We start from the raw sequence: 19816 nt of genomic DNA, 5'->3' as shown, positions 1-19816 counted from the left end.
TTCCCACCTGCACTTTTGTTGGTCGCGGGGACAGGATTTGAACCTATGACCTTCGGGTTATGAGTTGGTTCGAGTAGTTTCTTGCTAGTTCCATTTCAGTCCATATTGTTGCCTTTGAGCTGGGGTTTTAATGATACTTTAGTCCTTCTTGGTATCGCCCGTTATAGGTAGTTTTGGCTAATTTCGCTTACAAAATGCTTACAAAAATTTAAAGTGGCATTTGAACAGAAGCTTGGATTACATTTTCTGTAAAATTTGGGTTATAATACGCGTAATATCGTTTATTTAGGGAGGGCATTATGTCAGAGCAAAGTGTTGGGAAAAATGAACAGTCAATAGAACAGAAACAGCTTACCATTATTGCCGAGGGGTCAGTCCAAAAGGGTGAATACGCAAACTATACTATGATAGCGAGCGGCCCTTATGAGACGACAATTGATTTTGTGTCACTGGATATTATGAGCCAAGCTATGGGGAACGAGCCAATCGGAAGGTTGACATCGCGAGTAATTGTGGCGAATAGTTTTTTTCCAAAACTCAAAGAGGCAATTTTAAATCATAAACTTTCAGATGCTGAAAAGCAGGAGTAGCCTTATGGAAGGAAACACTGATAAAGACGAAATAATATTTAGTGCCACAGACCCACTTGGACGAGATGCAATATTGTTGAATTCTACCGTAGAAGCGAAGCGTTTTGCCCATATGGACGCTTCCGGGTTGAGCATAGCGGAGACTGAGGAGTGCATAACGCATCCGAGCCAAATTCATGTAACTGCGAAAGTTGAAGAATATCCAAATAGAAAGATTTATTACAAAATTGATAAACCTATGCTCGGAAGGCCTCCAATAAGACGAGTTGTTGTTGATCATACACAGAATCCGGGAATAGTTGTTTCATGGATGCGTGGGTCGAAGTTATCGAAATATGATAGCATTGAGTACCGCGAGGCTGGAGCATGAGCAAATGAAAATCTTAAAAGCAGATAAGAGCCACACGGCATATGATAAAGGTGCCGATGTCTTATATATCGGCCTTGGAGAATCAAGTTGTACAGATGCAGTTGAAGTTAATGTTGGATTGACAGTTTATTATGACCTCGAAACAAAAAATCCAGTAGGAATTTCGGTGGAAAACTTTTCAAAAGTAGAAAAAATTATGCCAATTACTATAAAGATTCATGAACCGGAGCCATTCGAAGTTCAAATTTCAGGTTTCCAAGAATTTGGGAATGAATAAATCTTTGTTGTTTACCAACTAGCCCATAAGACTTCCGGGCCCAACCATTCATCGTTTTCATTCGAATCAAACGTATAGGCATCGTCAATTTGCCATATGAGATTTCTTACTTCATCAAGGCTGAACGCATTGCCGTGTTTCACCTCTACATGTATCTTGCGCGAGCACAGATAGCGTTTACGGTTCTTGAGGCGTTCATCGCTATCAAAGGTCTTACCGATGTACTTGCTGGCGTAGGCGGCTCCTGAACGGGCGTTCTTGAAGTCTTTAAGGTTGATGCGTACAAATTTCGCGCCACCGCTGACCTTCATGCCTTTTCTCTCTAGGAACAGCGTCCATTGCCAGTCAAGCCATTCTTTTTCTTCTAAGGTAAAACGTCTATGTACCAGTACATGCCAGTGCCAGCCGTGACCTTTCGGGTGGAGCTCAGGGACGGCCACATAGACACCGTCTAGATAAAGCGCACTCCCGTGATCGTTAATAAACTTCTGCACATAATGCAGTGCTTCATCGTAATCATGCACACCTTTACCGGGAAACGTGAGCGTTACCATGACGCTAAGTCCATAGTAGCGACATATCCGCCGTACTTTGGTTTTAGCGCGCCGACAGGCCATCTGCGTAGAGCGTGCCTTGTTTACTTCGGTTCGCTCCTCTGCCCGTCGTTCCGCCTCTTTGTTTCCATAGCTCTTTTCTTCTGCTTCATGGCGGAGCTCTTCAGTATCGAGATAGGCAGAAGTTGATTTGTTTGTTATTCTGCGTACCCCGAAAAGCTCACATCCGCCATCAGGATATTCGATAAATCCAATGGAGACAGGTGGAATAGTAGGCAAGGGCAAGATTTCACCAGTAATAGGATTGACTCTTGTGGAAGAACTCGTGAAAAATGTTGTATTTACAAGGTTAATACGCTCGCGCTGCGCGCTTGCGACCGCAGCCGCCTTGAGCCGTCGCGAGGCTCCGGCGGCTGCGGTGGTTTTACCTACCATTTTTCTTGAGCCATTCGAGTATGACTGCTAAATCAAAGCGAAGGTAGCGGCCCACGCGCACGCAGGGGATAAACCCCATAGCGTGTTGCGCGTAGATCCAACTAGGCTTTACATTAAGATATGCAGCCAACTCGGTTACGTTCAGCAGACCTCCTGCTGTTTCTATTGCTTCATACATTGCTTTTCACCTCCTTACGGTACTATACTTGTGCTACTTTCTAGTAACACAATACATCGGTTCAAGTTGTGTTACCAAAAAATAGTTGGTAACCACTTTTTAGGAGGAGCAATGAATCCACAAGAATTAGGCGAAGTGTTTGCGGTAAAGCGTGAGAAATTACACATGACGCAGAAACAAGTTGCCGATCTCATTGGGGTGAGCAGGGGGTATATCGGGCGTATCGAACGGGGAAAAATGCCCAGTGATGATGTGTTCTTAAAGCTTGTATTCGTGCTTCAGCTTGCCCTCGAAGAAATACTCCCTATGTCAGAGATACGAGCGGCCGAACCCGGGCTTGCCGAAATGTTTGATGCGGTGTCACCACAAATGAAGATCATCGGGGAAAACTTGGCCCCGGAGCAGATGCTCGAACTTTTGAACGCACAAGCAAAGCATGAAGTAATGATAGACAGCATTATTGGAGCTGCGGCCCATGTCAATATCGAGACAGGCCCAAATGGGTGGGGCAAGCTTACTAAAGGCGATCGCAAGTTGGTACAAGAGATTGTCAACCGACTATTAAAAACAAAAAGATATGAGGAGGTGTAAACATGTCGAGGGGTTTTGTAAAGAAACGTGGTGATATTTGGTATGCCTACTGGCGCGATCCGTCGGGTAAGCAGAGGGCGAAGGCAATCGGAACACGAAAAAAAGATGCAGAGGCTTATGTGACCACCAAACAGTCAGAAGTTTGGGATGGAACGTATAGAGATATACAGACCATTACATTTCCAAAGTTTTCTGAACAGTGGGTGCGAGATTATGCGACGGTACAGGTTAAGCCATCGACACTCTTGAATTACAAAAACATGATATTTCATTCACTGGTGCCATATTTTGGCGATGTGCCGTTAAGCTTCATCACAACAGCTGACATTCAGCGGTATGTGGCAGAAAGGCTTGCATCGGGTCGAAGTCCGGCAACTGTCCAAAAGGCACTGGTATTGCTGAAAGGTATGCTGAAACAAGCGGGGGAATGGAACTATCTCAAAGTCAATCCAGCACTGGCAGTCAAGGCTCCTCGAAGACAGTTTATTGAGATGCAGGCCTTAACACCGGTGGAAATCCCAATATTTCTTGATGCATTTAGCCCGGAGTGGAGGTCGCTGTTTTTTACTGCGATATTTACCGGTATGCGTTTGGGAGAGCTGCTGGCTTTGCAATGGAGCGATATAGACTGGAAAAGCGGCACAATACGAGTGAAGCGCAGCGTTTGGAATGGAACTTTTCAGGAGCCGAAAACAAGGAATGCGATAAGAGTAATAGGAATGTCTCCAATGCTTACTGAAGTATTAAGGGAACATTTGGCTGTTGTACCAAAAAGTGAAGCTGGGCTAGTTTTTTGTACAGAGGCAGGAAAGATAATAGACGGCGCAAATCTTCGCCACCGAATTTTTGAGCCTGCCTTAAAAGCTGCTGGACTTCGCAAAATAAGAATCCACGACCTCAGGCACACGTTTGCTTCACTGTTGATCAATCAAGGCGAGAATTTGAAGTATGTTCAGAATCAGTTGGGGCACGCTTCGATTACAACTACTGTAGATCGCTATGGGCACTTAATGCCGGATGCGCACGTGGATGTTGGGCAAAGGTTGGACGCGACTGTTTTTCCTAGTGTCCCAAATTTTTACCATTAGAGAAAGTTGTATCTTTTACTTTTTGAGAAGATATAGCAGTGCCATTAAATTTGTTAAGGAAATCTTGGAGGTTTTGTGCGGGTCTGGTTTGGGCCATAAAACTGCTTAAACATTGTTGGTCAGTTCTCATTTCTGACATGAGAGTGTCAAGACTCGGCTTGGAAAATTCATCCATAAGTTGCTTTTGGCTTATCGTAAATTTATCTAACAGTGCGAGATTAAGAAGACGTTTTTCTTCGGAAGTGCGCTCAAGTAGTGTCTCAGTCTTTTCAAAATACTCTTCGGTTGGCTTGATGGCGTATCGATTTTCGAAATTGCGTAGACATTCCGTTGAAGAGCAGGCGAATAAATGTTGCTTAGTCTCTGTGTGAAATTCCATTCTAAGGTATGGATGGGTACTCTGTAAGCTTTCTTTTTTCCCTGATTCTGCCCATACCCAGTCGTCCTTTCGGTCATTACTCACAAATATAATTGACCTGTTATTCTCACGTCCGTATCGCAATAGTTCTTTCCAGATAACGAAATCTCCGTAAAGACTGGGGCTGTCAAAGTCGCAGTTATTCGGGCTAATTTTTTTAGAAGAGTCTTCAAAGCCTGGTGGGATGAAACGAGGGTACCTGTCGGCGCCCTCATCATATATCTCAGATAGCTGGGCCTTAGAATATTTTTCCCCAATAAGTTCTGCGGAGAATATGGCGTCAAGCGCATCGCGGATCCTATCATTTTCGTACGTAATTTTTTTACCTGGTTTCTTCCAGTATCTTTCTTTCTCCTTTATACCATCTAATAAACTCGTATATTCAGCAGAGCAACTGTCTAGATTCATGTCGAGAAAGGGCGCTTTGTCGGCGGCCATTCTGATAGATTTATATGCCTTTTTGATAGTATTTTCGATATTCGAGAGAGAGGCTTCGCGATTATTAATAATTCTGCCGCGATTTTTTTGGTATTCAAGAGCCACCTGGTAGGGCATCCATAGCCTGTCATCTTTTTTTAATGCCTCAAATAGCTTGTACCACATTTTTGTCATATCTGTGGCTGTAACATAGAGGTCTAGAAGAACATTAGTGTCAAAGACAACAAGGGCATTATCCCAAAGATCATCAATGAGCTGCTGCGGATAATCATAGAATTCTGGCAAAGCATCCTTCATTTTTTGTCTCTCCAATAATTAATTGAATAATTAATTATTATAGGTGAGGTGGACGGCATTTGCTGGCAGTAAGGGGAAAATTGTATAGGTGGGAAAGAATACAAAAGTGCTTCGCTTACAAATTGCTTACAAATGAATAATCAAACAAAAAAGGTGGGAAGCGATTAAGCTTCCCACCTGCACTTTTGTTGGTCGCGGGGACAGGATTTGAACCTATGACCTTCGGGTTATGAGCCCGACGAGCTACCAGACTGCTCCACCCCGCACTGTGTGAGCGAATTGTTAGTATAGCAAGGACGGGCTCCCCGCGCAAGGTCGATTTGGTATACTCAAACTCATGAAACGTTTGCTCATACTTTGTGTGCTCATATTCAGCTTGCCGGTGCCGGCGTATGCTTCGCCGTCCACAACACCCGAGATCATCGACAACGGCGGCACAAGCACGTCGCCTGCTGCCAGCGATGCCGCGCAAAACGCGCTCAAAAATGCATCCCCGGCCGACAAGACGGCTCTCGAGTCGCTTGTCAAACAGCTTGACGCCATCGATCAAGAAACCGAAATCGCCTCTGAAAATTACAACGAGTCCCTCGTGCGGCTCAGCCGGATTCAAAGTGACATAAAAAAAGCCGAGGAGCAGTACGCGATAGTGGCTGAGGCGTACAAGCTCCAGTCCGCACGCCTCAACGATCGCGCGGTCAGTCTTTATCGTCAGGGCGACGACTCGGTGTGGCAAATCGTTTTCGAGGCGAAATCGTTTCGCGATCTTGTCACGAGTATTCAATATCTCAGCGAGTTGAGCACGAACGATGCGAAACTCCTCGCCCAGATTAGCGACCAGAAAGCTACGCTCGAAGACACCATCGCGCAGCTGGCAGACGATGAAAAAGAAGCGCAAAGTCTCCAGTTCGAACTCAAAGCGCGCAAAATCGAGGTGGCTCAAAGAAACACTGATCGTGAGGATATACTCAAGAGTAAAAATCCGCGTCTTCTCACATTGCTCGAGGCGACTCAGGCAAACGAGGCGGCCGCTGAACAGCAGATTGCAACGAAGATCGAGTACGGCCAATATCAAAACATCACCGTGACGCCGGGCTCGCCGGTGGAGACGGCGCTTGCCTATCGCGGCATCAAATATGTGTGGGGCGGTTCGACCAAGAGCGGGCTCGATTGTTCGGGGCTGCTCGTGTACGTATTTCGCCAGCATGGAGTGACCCTTCCGCATTATTCGGGCTCCCAGTTGAAAATGGGCACGGCGGTCACCGGTGCGCTCGAACCCGGCGATGCGGTGTTTTTCGGCTCACCGGTGCATCACGTCGGTATCTATATCGGCGGGGGATATTTCGTCCATGCGCCGCACACCGGCGACGTGGTCAAGATTTCGAAACTGAGTATCATGTCGGATTATGTCGGTGCGCGCAGGTATAATTGGCAAACACGTACGGGCTCGATCAGATAGAGCCGAACCGATGGAATACTACAAGGAAAACGCATGAAGAACGGGAAGCTATCAGCGATATAGTGATGGCGGCCGGGTTCTCGGTGGCAATCGCGAGCAAAACGCTACACCGTTCGGGCTGAATAATCCTCCTTTGAACAGCGCGTGGCTTTATGTAACAATCTCTTAATTGTTTGATACTTTTCGCTGTGTTAATCTTATGAGGAGTTCGGTTGGGAAGCCGGGCTTGAAAGAACTTTCGACATTCGTCGAGAAGAAACGGGATCATAGGAGGAAGTATGAAGGCACGCAAATTGCGTTTCTTCCTTGCAGTGGTAGCTCTAGTGGCGATTTCGCTACTCGCAGTGGGCTGTGGCAGCAAGGGAGCAACAACAAGTGGTTCTAGTAAGTCGACGACTTTGACTATCGGCGTAGGCGCGCCGCTCACTCAAGGATCCGTTGCAATCGGAGAAGGTATTGTTCGCGGTGTTAAGCTTGCCGTTTCAAAAATGAATGCAAGCGCGGATGCAAAATCTCTCGATATCACATTCAAAGCTGCCGAGGGCGACGACCAAGGTGACCCGAAGACCGGTGTCACCGCGGCCAACACATTCGCTTCGGATCGTAGCATCATCGGTGTTGTGGGTCACTACAACTCAGGCGTTACCATTCCGTCTTCAAAAGTTTACAACGACAATCGTATCGTAATGGTTTCACCGGGCGCAACCAGCCCGACGGTAACCGCACAAGGTTATGACGTTGTATTCCGTACCTGCGCAACCGACGCCCTCCAAGGTCCTGCCGGTGCCGATCGTCTCTATGCACTCGGTAAGCGCAAGGTTGTCGTAGTCGACGACTCGACCACCTACGGTGAAGGCCTCTCAGCGGCATTCGCAGCGGAGTGGAAGAAGATCGGCGGAACCATTCTCTTGACAGCGAAGACTCAGGATAAGGACACCGACTTCAACGCATTGGTCACCAAGGCGAAGGCGCTCAATCCCGACTTGGTCTACTATGCGGGTCTTTACAACGCCGGCGCACTCCTCACCAAGCAGATGAAAGATGCCGGCCTCAACGTTCCCGTTCTCGGCGGCGACGGACTCTACGACCCCGAGTACATCAATCTCGGTGGCAAGGGTACCGAGGGTGACTACACCACATGCGTAGGTCTTCCTGCAGCCATGCTTCCTTCTGCAGATGTATTCAAGAAGGATTATATCGCGATGTTCCCAGGTCAGACAATCGGCGCATTCGATGCTTATGCATACGACGCTGCGACCGCAATCATGACCGCTGCAATCAATGTCGCCAAGACAGACGGAGCTTCGACGATTACTACGCCTGCCGGACGTGAAAAGCTTATCAAGGGCGTTGCAGCCGTACAGTTCGAGGGCGTAACCGGTCCTATCGCATTCGACGCAAAGGGCGACACCAAGAACAAAGTCGTTACTCTTTACAAAGTCGTCGGTGGCAAGTGGGCTCCTCAGGAGAAAAAGTAACACATGCTCAGGGGATCTCTTGATCTAAACCGTTAATGAATAGGTATGGTGGATGTCTCATTGCAGGCATCCACCATTAACGGTTTGTTCGGTTCTTCTTACCACAGTTAGGAAAAAGCAAAATATGAATATCCTTATTCAACAGCTTGTGAACGGAGTGACGCTCGGCGGAATGTACGCCTTGATTGCTCTTGGTTACACGCTCGTCTATGGTATCTTGCTCATGATCAACTTCGCGCACTCGGAGATGTTCATGGCGGGCGCATATTTCGGACTTTTCACGCTATTGTTTTTTACGGATGGAACAATTATCGGGAAAGTGACCTCAGCCGCGCCTTGGATGTCGTGGTTGAAACCGGCGAGCACATTTTTCACCGGGTCCACGCTCGGACTCATACTCTTATTTGTGATCGTGTTCGCGGTCGCGTTTATATTAACGGGACTGCTCGGTATGCTTACCGAGCGCATTGCCTACCGACCGCTCAGAAATGCCTCACGCCTTGCTCCTCTGATTTCTGCAATCGGCGTCTCGATTTTTTTGCAAAACGCGGTTCTGCTTTGGATCGATTCGAAGCCGATCGCATTTCCGTCCCTCTTCCCGATTAAGAACTTCGGTTACGGGATTAACTCGCTTAAAATCTTCATAGTTGTAACTTCGATTGTGCTCCTTGCAATTCTCGATACATTCGTTTCAAAGACTCGTATCGGTAAAGCGATGCGGGCGACTTCTCAAGACCAGGAAGCAGCCGGGCTCATGGGAGTCGACAGCAACTTCATTATTTCGCTGGCATTCTTCATCGGACCTGCGCTCGGTGGTATCGCCGGTGTGTTCAGCGGTATGTATTATGGCCAGATCATATTCAGCATGGGATTCTTTCCGGGCATCAAGGCGTTCACCGCTGCGGTTCTCGGAGGTATCGGAAACTTGCGAGGCGCCATGCTCGGCGGTTTCGTTCTCGGAATCGTCGAATCACTCGGTGCGGGATTCATCTCGAACGGATACAAAGACGTCATCGCTTTCGCCATTCTCATTATCGTTCTCGTATTCAGGCCCGGTGGCTTGCTCGGCGAGTCAGTAGTGGAGAAGGTGTAGCATATGTTTTCTAAAAACCAGAATCAAAATACAGAAAAAGCAGGCGGTTCGGTAATGGAAAATTTCGCAAAACCGCAAAAACCGATGTTCCAAAAAAGCGACAAAAAGTCGAGAACGAAAAGTCTCTTGACGCTTGTGCTTATCGCGTTGGTGTTCATCGCTCCGTTCGTCTTCCAGGGGTTCGGACAGATTTTCATGGTTCGCGTTCTGGCCGTCGTCGGCCTCTATATCATCTTGGCTCTCGGGCTTAACATTGTCGTCGGCTATGCGGGATTGCTCGATTTCGGGCACATAGCGTTTTACGCAGTCGGCGCGTATGTTGCCATGATCGTCGGCACACCGGTCGCCAAACTCTTGGGAAGCACCTTCGGAGGGCTCTCGTATTTCATAGCGCTTCCCGCCGGCGGGTTGGTGGCCGCATGCGTCGGTCTCTTGCTGGGCTTGCCTGTTCTGCGACTTCGCGGTGACTACTTGGCCATCGTCACATTGGCGTTCGGCGAAATCGTTCGCATCTGTCTGACGAACAATATCTTCGGCATCACCAACGGAGCTTCCGGTCTTCCGGCGGCTGGCCAGGCGCTTCCCGATCCTTTCGGGTTGGCATGGCTCAAACTGCATACGTACTTCACCATCGGTGACAATTTTGTGTTCACGTTCACATCGAACGTGTACTGGTACATCATCATCGCCGTGCTGATTCTCGTGGCAATCGTCGTCGTCCGTCGTCAAGACGACTCTCGTCTCGGTCGCAGCTGGGCTGCGCTGAGAGAAGATGACGTCGCGGCGAGTGCGATGGGCGTCGATTTGACCAAGGCAAAACTTTACGCATTCGCACTCGGTGCGTTCTGGGGCGGTATCGCCGGCGTGACATTCAGCTATTTCCAGGCATTCGTCAGTCCGGAATCGTTTACCTTTCTCGAGTCCTCTTTGGTTCTCGCCATCGTCATCATTGGCGGAATGGGCTCGATTCCCGGAGTATTGGTCGGAGCATTCGTCATCCAAGGAATTCCGGAGTTCATCCGAGGAATCGCTTCTTCGGGACTCTTGGATAGCATCGGCATTCATCTGAGCGCGGAAAAGATTTCCGATATTTCCAGTTACCGTATGCTGATACTTGGTGCTCTCATGGTCTTCATGATGGCGGTGCGTCCCGAAGGAATATTTCCTTCGAAGCGTCTTGCACGCGAGCTGCATCATATCGAGGCGGTGCCGGTAGTTGAAAGTCCGACCGAAAACGCCGTCGATGAAACGCTCGAGAATTAGTAGATGGGAGCTGACACAATGACACAACACTTGGTAGAAGCAAACGATGCAACCATCCAATTCGGCGGACTTCGAGCTGTCGATGGCGTCAATATGGTTATCGAAAAGGGCGAGATAGTGGCGCTCATCGGACCGAACGGTGCCGGTAAAACGACATTCTTCAACCTGCTCTCGGGAATTTATTCTCCGACCGATGGAGAGATCTTGTTCGACGGAAAGAGTGTATCCGGCGTCAAGCCGCACATTATCGCTGAGCGGGGGATTTCTCGTACGTTTCAAAACATCCGTCTTTTTTCATCGATGACGGCACTTGAAAATGTTATGATCGGGCGTCACGTCCGTACGAAATCCGGCGCGTTCGGTGCTACGTTCCGTACGCCGGCTTTCAAGAAAGAGGAAGCCGAAATTCAAGCTTCCGCGGAGTACTGGCTTGAGTTCTGCAATCTTTCGCAATACGCCAACGAGGTGGCTTCGAGTCTTCCTTACGGTGTGCAGCGACGCCTCGAGATCGCACGTGCTCTCGCCACCGAACCCAAACTCATCTGTCTCGATGAACCTGCGGCGGGCATGAACCCTCAGGAGTCGGCAAAACTCAACATGCTCATCTTCAAGGTGCGCGATGCGAATGTCACCGTGCTGCTCATCGAGCATGACATGAAAGTCGTCATGAATCTGGCCGACCGTATATACGTACTCGACTTCGGAAAGCTCATCGCGCAGGGAAGCCCTGCGGATATTCAAGCAAACCCGGCGGTCATCGAGGCGTATCTCGGAAAAGGCGCGGAAGCGATGATGAAGAAAAATATGGACGCAAAAGCTGCGAAAGCGGGTCATGAGAATGCTTAAAGTATCCGATCTCAACACAAGCTACGGCAAAATACACGCAGTTCGGGGTATTTCTTTCGAAGTTCATACCGGAGAAATCGTCACGCTCATCGGTGCAAACGGTGCCGGCAAGTCGACGACCCTGAAAACCATCTCCGGTATGCTTTCACCGACTTCGGGCTCCATCGACTTCGAGGGTGAGGATATCGCCGGTATGCCGTCCCACAAGGTGACTGCGAAGCATATCATCCATGTCCCCGAAGGGCGTCGAATTTTCGCTCAGATGAGCGTCAAGGAGAACCTGGAAATGGGCGCGTATTTGCGCAATGACAAAGTCGAAATCGAAGAGGACCTCACCAAAGTTCTCGACCTTTTCCCTCGGTTGAAAGAGCGCCTCACTCAAAAGGGCGGTACGCTTTCAGGCGGTGAGCAGCAAATGCTCGCAATGGGACGCGCCATGATGTCCAAGCCGAAGCTGCTCATGCTCGACGAGCCGTCGATGGGACTTGCCCCCGTCATCGTCGAGACGATTTTCGAGACTATCGAATCTCTCAACGAGCAAGGTATAACTATTTTGCTGGTTGAGCAGAACGCCAACATCGCGCTTTCAATCGCCGATCGCGGCTATGTTCTCGAAACCGGTGAGATCAAGTTGACCGGTACTGGTTCTGAACTTTTGGTCAACGAGCAAGTCCGTAAGGCGTATCTCGGCGAAGATTAGTTTTTCGCCATCTGTCGTTTGGTTCAGGGAGGCTCCGAGTTCTTCGGGGTCTCCCTTATTTATGGCACAATGGTATTCATGCTCAATCTAGAGAATATAACCATACAATTTCATGCCCAATCATGCCCTGTGCTCGCAGGCGTTTCGCTGCGCGTGAACCGGGGGAAGCGCACGGTTTTGCTCGGAGCGAACGGTTCCGGCAAGTCTTCACTCATGTTGTGCGCGCTCGGTTTTCTCAATCCCGTTTCGGGGACTGTGACAATCGACGCACTCAACCCGTTCGAGCCCGATCAGACGCGGGACGCGCGACGACTCATCGGCTTCGTGGGTCAACATCCCGATGACGGCATCGTTGCGACTTCGGTCGAAGACGAGGTCGCGTTCGGACTCGAGAATCTCGGACTTCCCCGTGAGGAGATCCGCGTGCGCGTCGATGCCGCGCTTGCTTCGGTCGGACTTCAAGATTGTGTTCGACGCGAACCGCATACGCTTTCGGGTGGGCAGAAGCAACGCCTCGTCATGGCCGGTGCACTCGCGCTTAATCCGCACTATCTGCTTCTCGACGAACCGTGTTCGATGCTCGATGCCACTGCTCGCGATCATATGCTCGGTCTCATCGAGGAGGCGACGAAATCAGACATCGGTGTCTTGCACATCACCCACGACATGTCCGAAGCGGTTCATGCCGATGAAATCGTTGTGCTTCACGCGGGGTCGGTTGTGTATTGCGGTGACTATGAGGGTCTTCTTGCGTATGGTGCCGAGTTTTCCACGTGGGGGATCGAACTCGATATGCCTTCGGTGCAGCGTATTCCCGCAGTCGATGAGACGCGGGAAGTGTTCAAACTCGATGGTGTGAGTGTCACGTTCGAAGCGGACTCGAATAATACGGTCGCCGCACTGACCGAAGTGAGTGCGACGGTGAAAAAGGGAGAATTCATCGTAATCGAGGGTGCGACCGGTGCCGGAAAATCGACGCTGCTCATGGTGCTCGCCGGACTGTTGGGCGTGGATACCGGTGAGATTCTATTTTCCGGTAAGCTCTTGACGGCGAAACAGGCTCGCGGGCGCATCGGACTCGTGTTCCAAAATCCCGAAATGTCGTTATTCGGAGAAACGGTCGAGCGCGACATCGCTTTCGGACCCGAGAATTTCGGAGCGACTCAGGCTCAGGCGCTCATCAAGGCGCGAGACACCTTGACCGAAGTCGGGCTCGATCCCGACGTGTTCGCGCAACGTTCCCCCTTTACGCTGTCGGGAGGCGAGGCGCGCAAAGTCGCGTTGGCCGGCGTGTTGTCCTTTGGCCCTCAAGTCATTTTGGCCGATGAGCCGACTGCCGAACTCGACGCACCCGGAAGACTGCAGATACGCGAACTGTTCGCTCGCGAGTCTGCGCACGCGACCATTATCGTGGTGACGCACAACCTGCCGGAGTTCTCCTCTCTCGCCGACCGTATTTTCAGAATTGAAAACGGATGTCTTCGCGAAGTGGAGGCGACGGCGTGAGAGTTGCGATAGGGACATACATTCCCGGCGATTCGGTGTTGCACCGAGCCGACCCGCGCACGAAAATACTCATCGCCTTTGCAATGGCGATTGCTCTTTTCGCCGTAAGCTCGTGGGCGCCGCTTGTGATTTTGATGGCAGCGACATTCGTGTTCCTCGGAATCGCGCGTATTCCTCTGCGCTACATCCTGTCGATACTGACGCCCGTTGCATGGATCGCATTGTTTACCATGGCGGTCAACAGCTTGACGTGGTCGGGGGGGCTTGTGTTTTCTGCGCACGGTTTCATGCACGGCCTTTTTTTCGTGATGCGTTTCGTGACGGTCATGGTCGGTACGTCGTTGGTCACGCTCACCACTTCTCCGATTGACTTGACCGACGGTATCGCGCTTTTGATGCGGCCGTTGGCGCGCATCAAAGTTCCCGTCGAAGACATCGCCATGATGGTCTCAATCGGATTGCGCTTCATTCCGACCATCGCCGACGAAGTCGATCGCATCGTGATGGCGCAAACGGCGCGCGGAGCGGTGTTTGACGAGGGCGGTCTTTACAAACGCATCAAGGCGTGGGTGCCGGTGCTCATTCCGTTGTTCGTCGGTCTTTTCCGGCGTGCTGATTCGCTCGCGCTCGCCATGGAAGTGCGCGGTTATACCGGCCAAGGGCGCACTCACCTGCGCGAACTTTCATTGAAATTCAGTGATATCTCTGCAATTATCGTTACGTTTGCAGCGCTTACGGCGCTTATCGTGGGAGGCATCAGGTGACACATAATACCGTCGCGTTGTTCATCGCCTATAACGGCGCTCCTTTCGCCGGGTTTGCGCGTCAGCCGGACCGAAAGACGGTGCAGGGCCAAATAGAATCGGCACTTTCGACCGTGTTGCGCCGCGAGGTGCGAACCGTGGGGGCCGGCCGTACCGATTCGGGGGTACACGCGCTCGGACAGGTCATGAGTTTCGACCTTGAGGAAGGCGAGGAGCCCGATTTATTCGCCCTGCGCCGATCGGCGGATGTTCTTTCCGGAGACGGAATCAGCGTTTACGAGGCACGACTTGTCCATCCGGGGTTTTCCTCACGTTTCGATGCGGTTCGCCGAACCTATCGTTACCGTATCTTCCAAGGAAGTGCAGCTCCCATTTTCTGCGCTCCCTACGTATGGCATATTCCCGGAGAACTCGACTTCGCGTCCATGGAAAAAGCTGCGGGTTATTTCATCGGCGAGCATGACTTCCGGTCGTTTTGCGTGAAGAACACCGCCGATGAACTCGAGAAGAAAGGCTTGTCGACCGCGCGCGAGGTCCTTGCCCTTTCACTGTTTTTCGAGGAGCATTTCGGCGAGCACTGCTTGACTGTTGAAGTCGTCGGCAACGCGTTCCTCCATTCGATGGTCCGTACACTCGTAGGAACGCTTGTCGAAGTCGGCATCGGGCATCATGATCCCGCGTGGGTGAAAGAAGTTCTGAGCGCGAGAAACCGTGCGGTGGCCGGACCCACGGCGCCGGCGCAGGGGCTTACGTTTTGCAAAGTCGAGTATCCTCCGCATTTTCTTGACTCTGAACGCGCCCGCGGGTAGAATAGGCAAGTTCACTTTCACTGCCCCGTGAGGAGAACAAGTACGTATTTTTTTATATTTGGAGGATTTTGTGAAGACTTATTATGCCAAAGCAGGCGATGTCGAGCGCGAATGGCTGCTCGTAGACGCTGAAAATATGGTTCTTGGTCGTCTCGCCACTCAAGTGGGTCAAATCTTGAAGGGCAAGACCAAACCGACCTACACACCGCACATCGATGTGGGAGATTTCGTCATCGTCATCAATGCCGAGAAGATTCGTCTCACCGGCAACAAAGCCGACCAGAAGAACTACTACTCACACAGTGGTTACCAGGGCGGTTTGAAAGAGATTCCTTTTAAGGCTATGTTGGAGAAGCATCCCGAGCGTATCATCGAGAAGGCCGTTTACGGTATGCTTCCCAAGAACACACTCGGTCGTGCAATGGGCAGAAAGCTTAAAGTCTATGCGGGTCCAGAGCACCGACACGCTGCACAGAACCCACGTAAAATTGAGTTGGAGGGTTAAACGATGGCCACTAAGAAAAGTGAAGCGGTAGTTTATCTTGGCACCGGTCGTCGTAAAAATGCGATTGCTCGCGTACGCCTTGTTCCGGGTACCGGTAAGTTCACCGTCAATAAAAAAGAGGCTATGGCGCACTTCGGCCGCGAGGCTCTCATCAACTATGCACTCGTTCCGCTGAAAGTCACCGATAACGTCGACAGTTTCGACATCATCGTGTTGGCTAACGGCGGCGGCATTTCAGGTCAAGCCGGAGCCGTTCGTCTCGGAATCGCCCGTGCGCTTCTTCAAGCCAGCGAGGATTACCGTGCCGATCTCAAGCGCGCCGGTCTCCTCCGCCGTGACCCCCGTATGGTCGAGCGTAAGAAGTACGGTCTGAAGAAGGCTCGTAAGCGTCCTCAGTTCTCGAAGCGCTAATCGAACTTTTACGGATTTTGCACAGTTTATCATTGAGAGGGGAGCCTGCCGTTTGCGCAGGCTCCCCTTATCGTTAAACTGAATGAGCCGATACGGCACAGAGGTAAGAGAGGAATACGCGATGGCGGTAAAGTTGTTCGGCACCGATGGCATCAGGGGCGTGGCAAACAAAGAGCTTACTCCCGAAGTGGCATATCGTCTGGGTCAAGCCGTCGTGAAGTTTCTCGCCGGCAAGAAACGCGCGCGTTTTCTCGTGGGGAGGGACACGCGCATAAGCGGTACCATGCTCGAGTCCGCCCTCGTGGCAGGGATTACGAGTGCGGGCGCCTCGGCGTACGTATGCGGCGTGATTCCGACTCCGGCGGTGGCGCTGCTCGTCCGGGAACTCGAGATGGACGGAGGCATCGTGATTTCTGCGAGCCACAATCCCCCCGAGTTCAACGGTCTCAAGGTATTTTCTCGCGAGGGGTTCAAACTCCCCGATGATCTTGAAGAGGATATTGAAGAATTCTTGCATTCCGAGGAACCGGCTCCGGCTCCGATGGGTCGAGACATCGGCACGGTCAGTTCCCTGCCCGATGCCTTGCGGCGCTATATCGATGCAGGTGTGTCTTTTATCGAGCCCGGTCTGTTCTCGAACTTGAGGGTTGCTGTTGACGCCGGACACGGTGCCGCGGGCCAATCGACCCCCCACGCCTTCGAGCGACTCGGTGCGTCGGTGACGGCGATGAACACGAACTTCAACGGCAACGACATCAATGTCGGCTGCGGTTCGACGAATATGAAAAAGCTTTCGAATCTGATGAAGTCGGGCAACTACGACCTCGGAATCGCACACGACGGCGATGCCGATCGCATGCTGGCGGTCGATGAACTCGGAAATGAAATCGACGGCGATCAAATCATGGCGATTTGCGCCGTGTATCTTAAGAGCCAAGGTAGACTCAAAAACGATACGGTCGTGTCGACTGTGATGTGCAATCTCGGATTCGAGGTCGCCATGAAAGAACAAGGCATACAAGTCGTCAGAGCTCAGGTGGGCGATCGCTATGTGCTTGAGCAGATGCAGGCGATGGACGCGACTCTCGGTGGCGAACAGTCCGGGCATATAATTTTCCTCGAACATAACTCGACCGGCGACGGGCTGGTCACCGCGCTCAGTCTCGCCGAGGTGATCGTACGCTCCGGCAAACCGCTTTCCGAACTGGCGGGCGTGATGACCGAATATCCCCAAGTTCTTCTCAACGTGCCGGTTGCCGATAAGACACATTTGACGGCGAGCGCACGCATAACCGAGGCCGTCAAGACTGCCGAGGTCGAACTGGGGGACACGGGCCGAGTGCTCGTTCGTGCTTCCGGAACAGAGCCTTTGGTGCGCGTCATGGTCGAGGCCAAAGACATACAGGTTGCCCGACGCGTCGCCGATGAGCTCGGTGCGCTGGTCGCGCGAGAGCTCGGGTAGAGATATAATTGACGGGTTATTTTTTCGACATCGTAGCCTGCCGAAATCACCGTATGAGGAGAACTGAAGAATGGTAGCTCTGTTTAATAGGATTTACGACATGATTCTCGCGATGGTGAGCGGGATACTGTCTGCATTCTATGAGCTCTATGACATGATTTCGATAAATATCCGTGAGCGAAAGATAACGTTTTCGCTTGCTGAAATGAAGTTGAAGAGCGAATACAGCGGCTCACTTCTCGGCGCCGTGTGGGCAATCGTCAAGCCGATTACCTATATAGGAGTTTTTTGGTTTGCGATTCAAGTCGGGTTGAGAGGCACGGGCCAAGTGGCCGGTGTGCCGAGAATCTTGTGGATGGCGCCGGGAAACTTCGTATGGTTTTTTCTTTCTGAAACATTGTTGGGCTGCGGGAAGTCGTTAATCACCAATCGTCACCTCGTGACGAAAATGGTTTTCCCGAAGGAGACCATTCCGGTATTCGAGGTGCTTTCGGAGTTTATCGTCCATTTCGCGCTCGTCATAATCACCCTAGTGCTGTTTGTTTTTTCGAGCACCGGTCTTTCAATCTATTTGATTCAGTTGCCGTATTACATGTTTTGTGCATTCGTTTTCGGGTGTGTCGTTGCAACGCTCATCTCGGCCCTCTCGGCAATCTCGCGCGACGTCACCTATCTCATGCGCTCGGTCAATCAGGGACTTTTTTGGTTGAGCCCTATTTTGTGGCCGCTTTCCAACGTCACGGGAATCGTGCATAGCATCATCATGCTCAACCCGATAACCTACCTCACCGAGGGTTACCGAAATGCTTTCGTCTATAAGATTTGGTTCTTTTCCGAGTGGCAGTATATGCTTTATTTTTGGGGATTCCTCCTCATTCTCGCCCTCTTCACCGCGCATATCTGGACGCGGCTCAAAGATGATTTCGCCGATGTTTTGTAAGGGATAGTATGAAAAACGCCATTGAAGTAAAAAATGTGACGAAGGTGTATAAGATATTCCCGAGCTCGTATTCGCGCGCCATCGACGCTGTCGGCATTCCGATAAAACACAAGGAATTCGTTGCACTCGATGACGTGAGCCTCGATTTCGAGGTGGGGGAGTGCCACGCGATTTTGGGCAAAAACGGTTCGGGCAAGTCGACGTTGCTTAAAATCATCACCGGAGTCGTCGCGCCGACTTCGGGCACGGTCATGGTGGACGGCCGAATCTCGGCGATGCTCGAATTGACGTCGGGCTTCAACGGAGATCTCACCGGTATCGAAAACGTCTACATGAAGGCGCTCACGATGGGCATCGGCACACAAGAAATCGAAAGTCGTATGCAAGAGATAATCGACTTCGCCGACATCGGAGACCACATCAACCAGCCGTTTCGAACCTATTCGAGTGGAATGAAAGCCCGAATCGGGTTCGCAGTCGCGGTCAACGTGGATCCCGATATCCTCATCGTGGACGAAGTGCTCGCGGTGGGCGACGATGTTTTTAAAATGAAGTGCGTCGATAAGATGAGCGAATTCCGCCGAGAAGGAAAGACGATTCTTTTCGTGAGCCATTCACTCCACACGGTGAAGGCGTTTTGTACGCGCGGCGCGTGGATCAACAAAGGAAAAGTTCAAATCAAAGGAGTTCTCGGCGATGTCGTAGTCGCTTATGAGGATTTCTTAAAATCGGAACGGTCTCACATTCGGAACGAAGCCCAAAAAACCGGTGAGAACGGAACGCCCAAACAAAGGGGGGCATCCAAGCGTGATCTCGTCTCGACGGAAGGGTTTGTTTTTTTGCATACCGATGAGGAGAAAGGTCCCGAGTTCGTGTACGGTCAAGATATCGCCTGGGAATTCACCTATGAAGTGAAGAATAAAGATGTCGGCGGATTGACGGCCTGCTTCACCGTGCGGGATAGCGAAGCCGCACCGATTCTCATACTCGATAAACGGCGCTACCATATCGACAATTCCATAGGTGTTCATACCGTTCGTTTCGTTTTGAACGATCCGAAACTGCTCGCCGGAAAGTACCTGCTCTCGGGCGAAATCTGGGAGTTCGATTCCGGGTGTTCTTTCGGGTACTCGGACAAGCGCGCTTTTACGGTGAAACAGACGGAGTATTTCGGGACGGGCACCGTTCATCTCGACCATACGTTGTACGTCGACGGCGAGTCGATTGCGCCGGCCTCTTAAAACGAGCCTGACCCGTCGCTGTCGCATGAGCTGAGTAAGGCGCTTATCTCGGCTGTCTCGAGGTGGTCACGTACCGCGATCAGTGCTTAGGATCGGTGTTTGCCGA

The 19816-nt window shown here is 51.0% G+C and carries 22 protein-coding genes and 1 tRNA gene; 19 read left to right on the top strand and 4 right to left on the bottom strand.

From position 1 onward, the window contains the following. The first annotated feature begins 299 nt into the window (after nucleotides 1-299). Genes JJE36_04760 through JJE36_04750 form a run of 3 tightly spaced genes read left to right on the top strand, consistent with a single transcriptional unit; the run spans nucleotide 300 to nucleotide 1237 of the window. Nucleotides 300-590, top strand: coding sequence for a DUF3467 domain-containing protein (locus JJE36_04760; protein ID MBK5211607.1), 291 nt, complete (start codon nucleotides 300-302; stop codon nucleotides 588-590). Between the two features lie 4 nt (nucleotides 591-594). Next, nucleotides 595-960 (top strand): hypothetical protein, encoded by a 366-nt coding sequence (locus tag JJE36_04755; GenBank protein MBK5211606.1) that lies wholly within the window; start codon nucleotides 595-597, stop codon nucleotides 958-960. Between the two features lie 4 nt (nucleotides 961-964). Continuing rightward, nucleotides 965-1237, top strand: coding sequence for a DUF2283 domain-containing protein (locus JJE36_04750; protein ID MBK5211605.1), 273 nt, complete (start codon nucleotides 965-967; stop codon nucleotides 1235-1237). Nucleotides 1238-1248: 11 nt separating this feature from the next. On the opposite strand, the gene JJE36_04745 is transcribed toward JJE36_04750, so the two are convergent. Both JJE36_04745 and JJE36_04740 read right to left on the bottom strand, forming a co-directional pair. Further along, nucleotides 1249-2226, bottom strand: a complete 978-nt coding sequence (locus tag JJE36_04745; protein ID MBK5211604.1) for a hypothetical protein — start codon at nucleotides 2224-2226, stop codon at nucleotides 1249-1251. Then, entirely contained in the window at nucleotides 2216-2404 is a 189-nt protein-coding gene (locus JJE36_04740) for a helix-turn-helix domain-containing protein (GenBank protein MBK5211603.1), read from the bottom strand. The genes JJE36_04745 and JJE36_04740 overlap by 11 nt, the downstream gene beginning before the upstream one ends. A gap of 111 nt (nucleotides 2405-2515) precedes the next feature. Here JJE36_04740 and JJE36_04735 point away from each other — a divergent pair, with 111 nt between their 5' ends. After that, nucleotides 2516-2995 (top strand): helix-turn-helix transcriptional regulator, encoded by a 480-nt coding sequence (locus JJE36_04735; GenBank protein ID MBK5211602.1) that lies wholly within the window; start codon nucleotides 2516-2518, stop codon nucleotides 2993-2995. Nucleotides 2996-2997: 2 nt separating this feature from the next. Then, on the top strand, nucleotides 2998-4083 hold the full coding sequence (locus JJE36_04730) for a site-specific integrase (GenBank protein MBK5211601.1): 1086 nt from the start codon (nucleotides 2998-3000) through the stop codon (nucleotides 4081-4083). Here the strand turns inward: JJE36_04730 and JJE36_04725 are convergent. After that, entirely contained in the window at nucleotides 4058-5236 is a 1179-nt protein-coding gene (locus tag JJE36_04725) for a DUF4935 domain-containing protein (GenBank protein MBK5211600.1), read from the bottom strand. The genes JJE36_04730 and JJE36_04725 overlap by 26 nt on opposite strands. A gap of 189 nt (nucleotides 5237-5425) precedes the next feature. Further along, nucleotides 5426-5502 (bottom strand) — tRNA-Met (locus JJE36_04720). Between the two features lie 71 nt (nucleotides 5503-5573). Between JJE36_04720 and JJE36_04715 the strand changes: the two genes are divergently transcribed. The 14 genes from JJE36_04715 to JJE36_04650 all read left to right on the top strand — a co-directional run bounded on the left by JJE36_04715 (nucleotide 5574) and on the right by JJE36_04650 (nucleotide 19710). Continuing rightward, nucleotides 5574-6692: a C40 family peptidase gene (locus JJE36_04715; GenBank protein MBK5211599.1), complete on the top strand. Its 1119-nt coding sequence runs from the start codon at nucleotides 5574-5576 to the stop codon at nucleotides 6690-6692. 278 nt (nucleotides 6693-6970) lie between these two features. After that, entirely contained in the window at nucleotides 6971-8170 is a 1200-nt protein-coding gene (locus JJE36_04710) for a branched-chain amino acid ABC transporter substrate-binding protein (protein MBK5211598.1), read from the top strand. A gap of 124 nt (nucleotides 8171-8294) precedes the next feature. Then, complete coding sequence (locus JJE36_04705) at nucleotides 8295-9263, top strand: branched-chain amino acid ABC transporter permease (protein ID MBK5211597.1); 969 nt, start codon at nucleotides 8295-8297, stop codon at nucleotides 9261-9263. Nucleotides 9264-9266: 3 nt separating this feature from the next. Then, nucleotides 9267-10526, top strand: coding sequence for an ABC transporter ATP-binding protein (locus tag JJE36_04700; protein ID MBK5211596.1), 1260 nt, complete (start codon nucleotides 9267-9269; stop codon nucleotides 10524-10526). Between the two features lie 18 nt (nucleotides 10527-10544). Continuing rightward, complete coding sequence (locus JJE36_04695; GenBank protein MBK5211595.1) at nucleotides 10545-11372, top strand: ABC transporter ATP-binding protein; 828 nt, start codon at nucleotides 10545-10547, stop codon at nucleotides 11370-11372. Then, nucleotides 11365-12072, top strand: a complete 708-nt coding sequence (locus JJE36_04690) for an ABC transporter ATP-binding protein (protein ID MBK5211594.1) — start codon at nucleotides 11365-11367, stop codon at nucleotides 12070-12072. The genes JJE36_04695 and JJE36_04690 overlap by 8 nt, the downstream gene beginning before the upstream one ends. A 78-nt stretch (nucleotides 12073-12150) precedes the next feature. Further along, nucleotides 12151-13578 carry an ATP-binding cassette domain-containing protein gene (locus JJE36_04685; protein ID MBK5211593.1) on the top strand — a complete coding sequence of 476 codons (1428 nt, stop codon included), beginning with the start codon at nucleotides 12151-12153 and terminating at the stop codon, nucleotides 13576-13578. Continuing rightward, entirely contained in the window at nucleotides 13548-14342 is a 795-nt protein-coding gene (locus JJE36_04680) for an energy-coupling factor transporter transmembrane protein EcfT (protein ID MBK5211592.1), read from the top strand. The genes JJE36_04685 and JJE36_04680 overlap by 31 nt, the downstream gene beginning before the upstream one ends. Then, a complete protein-coding gene (gene truA, locus JJE36_04675) occupies nucleotides 14339-15151 on the top strand; it encodes a tRNA pseudouridine(38-40) synthase TruA (GenBank protein MBK5211591.1) in 813 nt (270 codons plus the stop codon). Before JJE36_04680 ends, truA begins: the two co-directional genes overlap by 4 nt. Nucleotides 15152-15221: 70 nt before the next feature. Further along, nucleotides 15222-15656: a 50S ribosomal protein L13 gene (gene rplM, locus JJE36_04670; GenBank protein ID MBK5211590.1), complete on the top strand. Its 435-nt coding sequence runs from the start codon at nucleotides 15222-15224 to the stop codon at nucleotides 15654-15656. Nucleotides 15657-15659: 3 nt separating this feature from the next. Next, on the top strand, nucleotides 15660-16067 hold the full coding sequence (rpsI, locus tag JJE36_04665) for a 30S ribosomal protein S9 (GenBank protein MBK5211589.1): 408 nt from the start codon (nucleotides 15660-15662) through the stop codon (nucleotides 16065-16067). 121 nt (nucleotides 16068-16188) lie between these two features. Continuing rightward, a complete protein-coding gene (locus JJE36_04660; GenBank protein MBK5211588.1) occupies nucleotides 16189-17529 on the top strand; it encodes a phosphoglucosamine mutase in 1341 nt (446 codons plus the stop codon). A gap of 70 nt (nucleotides 17530-17599) precedes the next feature. Next, nucleotides 17600-18469 (top strand): ABC transporter permease, encoded by an 870-nt coding sequence (locus JJE36_04655; GenBank protein ID MBK5211587.1) that lies wholly within the window; start codon nucleotides 17600-17602, stop codon nucleotides 18467-18469. 8 nt (nucleotides 18470-18477) lie between these two features. After that, nucleotides 18478-19710 carry an ATP-binding cassette domain-containing protein gene (locus JJE36_04650; protein MBK5211586.1) on the top strand — a complete coding sequence of 411 codons (1233 nt, stop codon included), beginning with the start codon at nucleotides 18478-18480 and terminating at the stop codon, nucleotides 19708-19710. Nucleotides 19711-19816: the final 106 nt, after the last annotated feature.

It is taken from the genome of Coriobacteriia bacterium, from assembly GCA_016649875.1.
Taxonomy (GTDB): domain Bacteria; phylum Actinomycetota; class Coriobacteriia; order WRKU01; family JAENWW01; genus JAENWW01.
The sequence above is the reverse complement of the archived record's forward strand: the minus strand, read 5'-3'. Positions and strand labels throughout refer to the sequence as shown.

Excerpts from the sequence above, each read along its gene's own strand:
- JJE36_04760 (MBK5211607.1), top strand. The coding sequence starts at position 300 with ATGTCAGAGCAAAGTGTTGGGAAAAATGAACAGTCAATAGAACAGAAA.
- JJE36_04735 (MBK5211602.1), top strand. The coding sequence starts at position 2,516 with ATGAATCCACAAGAATTAGGCGAAGTGTTTGCGGTAAAGCGTGAGAAA.
- JJE36_04750 (MBK5211605.1), top strand. The coding sequence starts at position 965 with ATGAAAATCTTAAAAGCAGATAAGAGCCACACGGCATATGATAAAGGT.
- JJE36_04695 (MBK5211595.1), top strand. The coding sequence starts at position 10,545 with ATGACACAACACTTGGTAGAAGCAAACGATGCAACCATCCAATTCGGC.
- JJE36_04650 (MBK5211586.1), top strand. The coding sequence starts at position 18,478 with ATGAAAAACGCCATTGAAGTAAAAAATGTGACGAAGGTGTATAAGATA.
- JJE36_04740 (MBK5211603.1), bottom strand. The coding sequence starts at position 2,404 with ATGTATGAAGCAATAGAAACAGCAGGAGGTCTGCTGAACGTAACCGAG.
- JJE36_04660 (MBK5211588.1), top strand. The coding sequence starts at position 16,189 with ATGGCGGTAAAGTTGTTCGGCACCGATGGCATCAGGGGCGTGGCAAAC.
- JJE36_04725 (MBK5211600.1), bottom strand. The coding sequence starts at position 5,236 with ATGAAGGATGCTTTGCCAGAATTCTATGATTATCCGCAGCAGCTCATT.
- JJE36_04705 (MBK5211597.1), top strand. The coding sequence starts at position 8,295 with ATGAATATCCTTATTCAACAGCTTGTGAACGGAGTGACGCTCGGCGGA.
- rpsI (MBK5211589.1), top strand. The coding sequence starts at position 15,660 with ATGGCCACTAAGAAAAGTGAAGCGGTAGTTTATCTTGGCACCGGTCGT.
- JJE36_04685 (MBK5211593.1), top strand. The coding sequence starts at position 12,151 with ATGCTCAATCTAGAGAATATAACCATACAATTTCATGCCCAATCATGC.
- JJE36_04730 (MBK5211601.1), top strand. The coding sequence starts at position 2,998 with ATGTCGAGGGGTTTTGTAAAGAAACGTGGTGATATTTGGTATGCCTAC.
- JJE36_04700 (MBK5211596.1), top strand. The coding sequence starts at position 9,267 with ATGTTTTCTAAAAACCAGAATCAAAATACAGAAAAAGCAGGCGGTTCG.
- JJE36_04680 (MBK5211592.1), top strand. The coding sequence starts at position 13,548 with ATGTCTTCGCGAAGTGGAGGCGACGGCGTGAGAGTTGCGATAGGGACA.
- JJE36_04710 (MBK5211598.1), top strand. The coding sequence starts at position 6,971 with ATGAAGGCACGCAAATTGCGTTTCTTCCTTGCAGTGGTAGCTCTAGTG.
- JJE36_04745 (MBK5211604.1), bottom strand. The coding sequence starts at position 2,226 with ATGGTAGGTAAAACCACCGCAGCCGCCGGAGCCTCGCGACGGCTCAAG.
- JJE36_04655 (MBK5211587.1), top strand. The coding sequence starts at position 17,600 with ATGGTAGCTCTGTTTAATAGGATTTACGACATGATTCTCGCGATGGTG.
- JJE36_04715 (MBK5211599.1), top strand. The coding sequence starts at position 5,574 with ATGAAACGTTTGCTCATACTTTGTGTGCTCATATTCAGCTTGCCGGTG.
- JJE36_04690 (MBK5211594.1), top strand. The coding sequence starts at position 11,365 with ATGCTTAAAGTATCCGATCTCAACACAAGCTACGGCAAAATACACGCA.
- JJE36_04755 (MBK5211606.1), top strand. The coding sequence starts at position 595 with ATGGAAGGAAACACTGATAAAGACGAAATAATATTTAGTGCCACAGAC.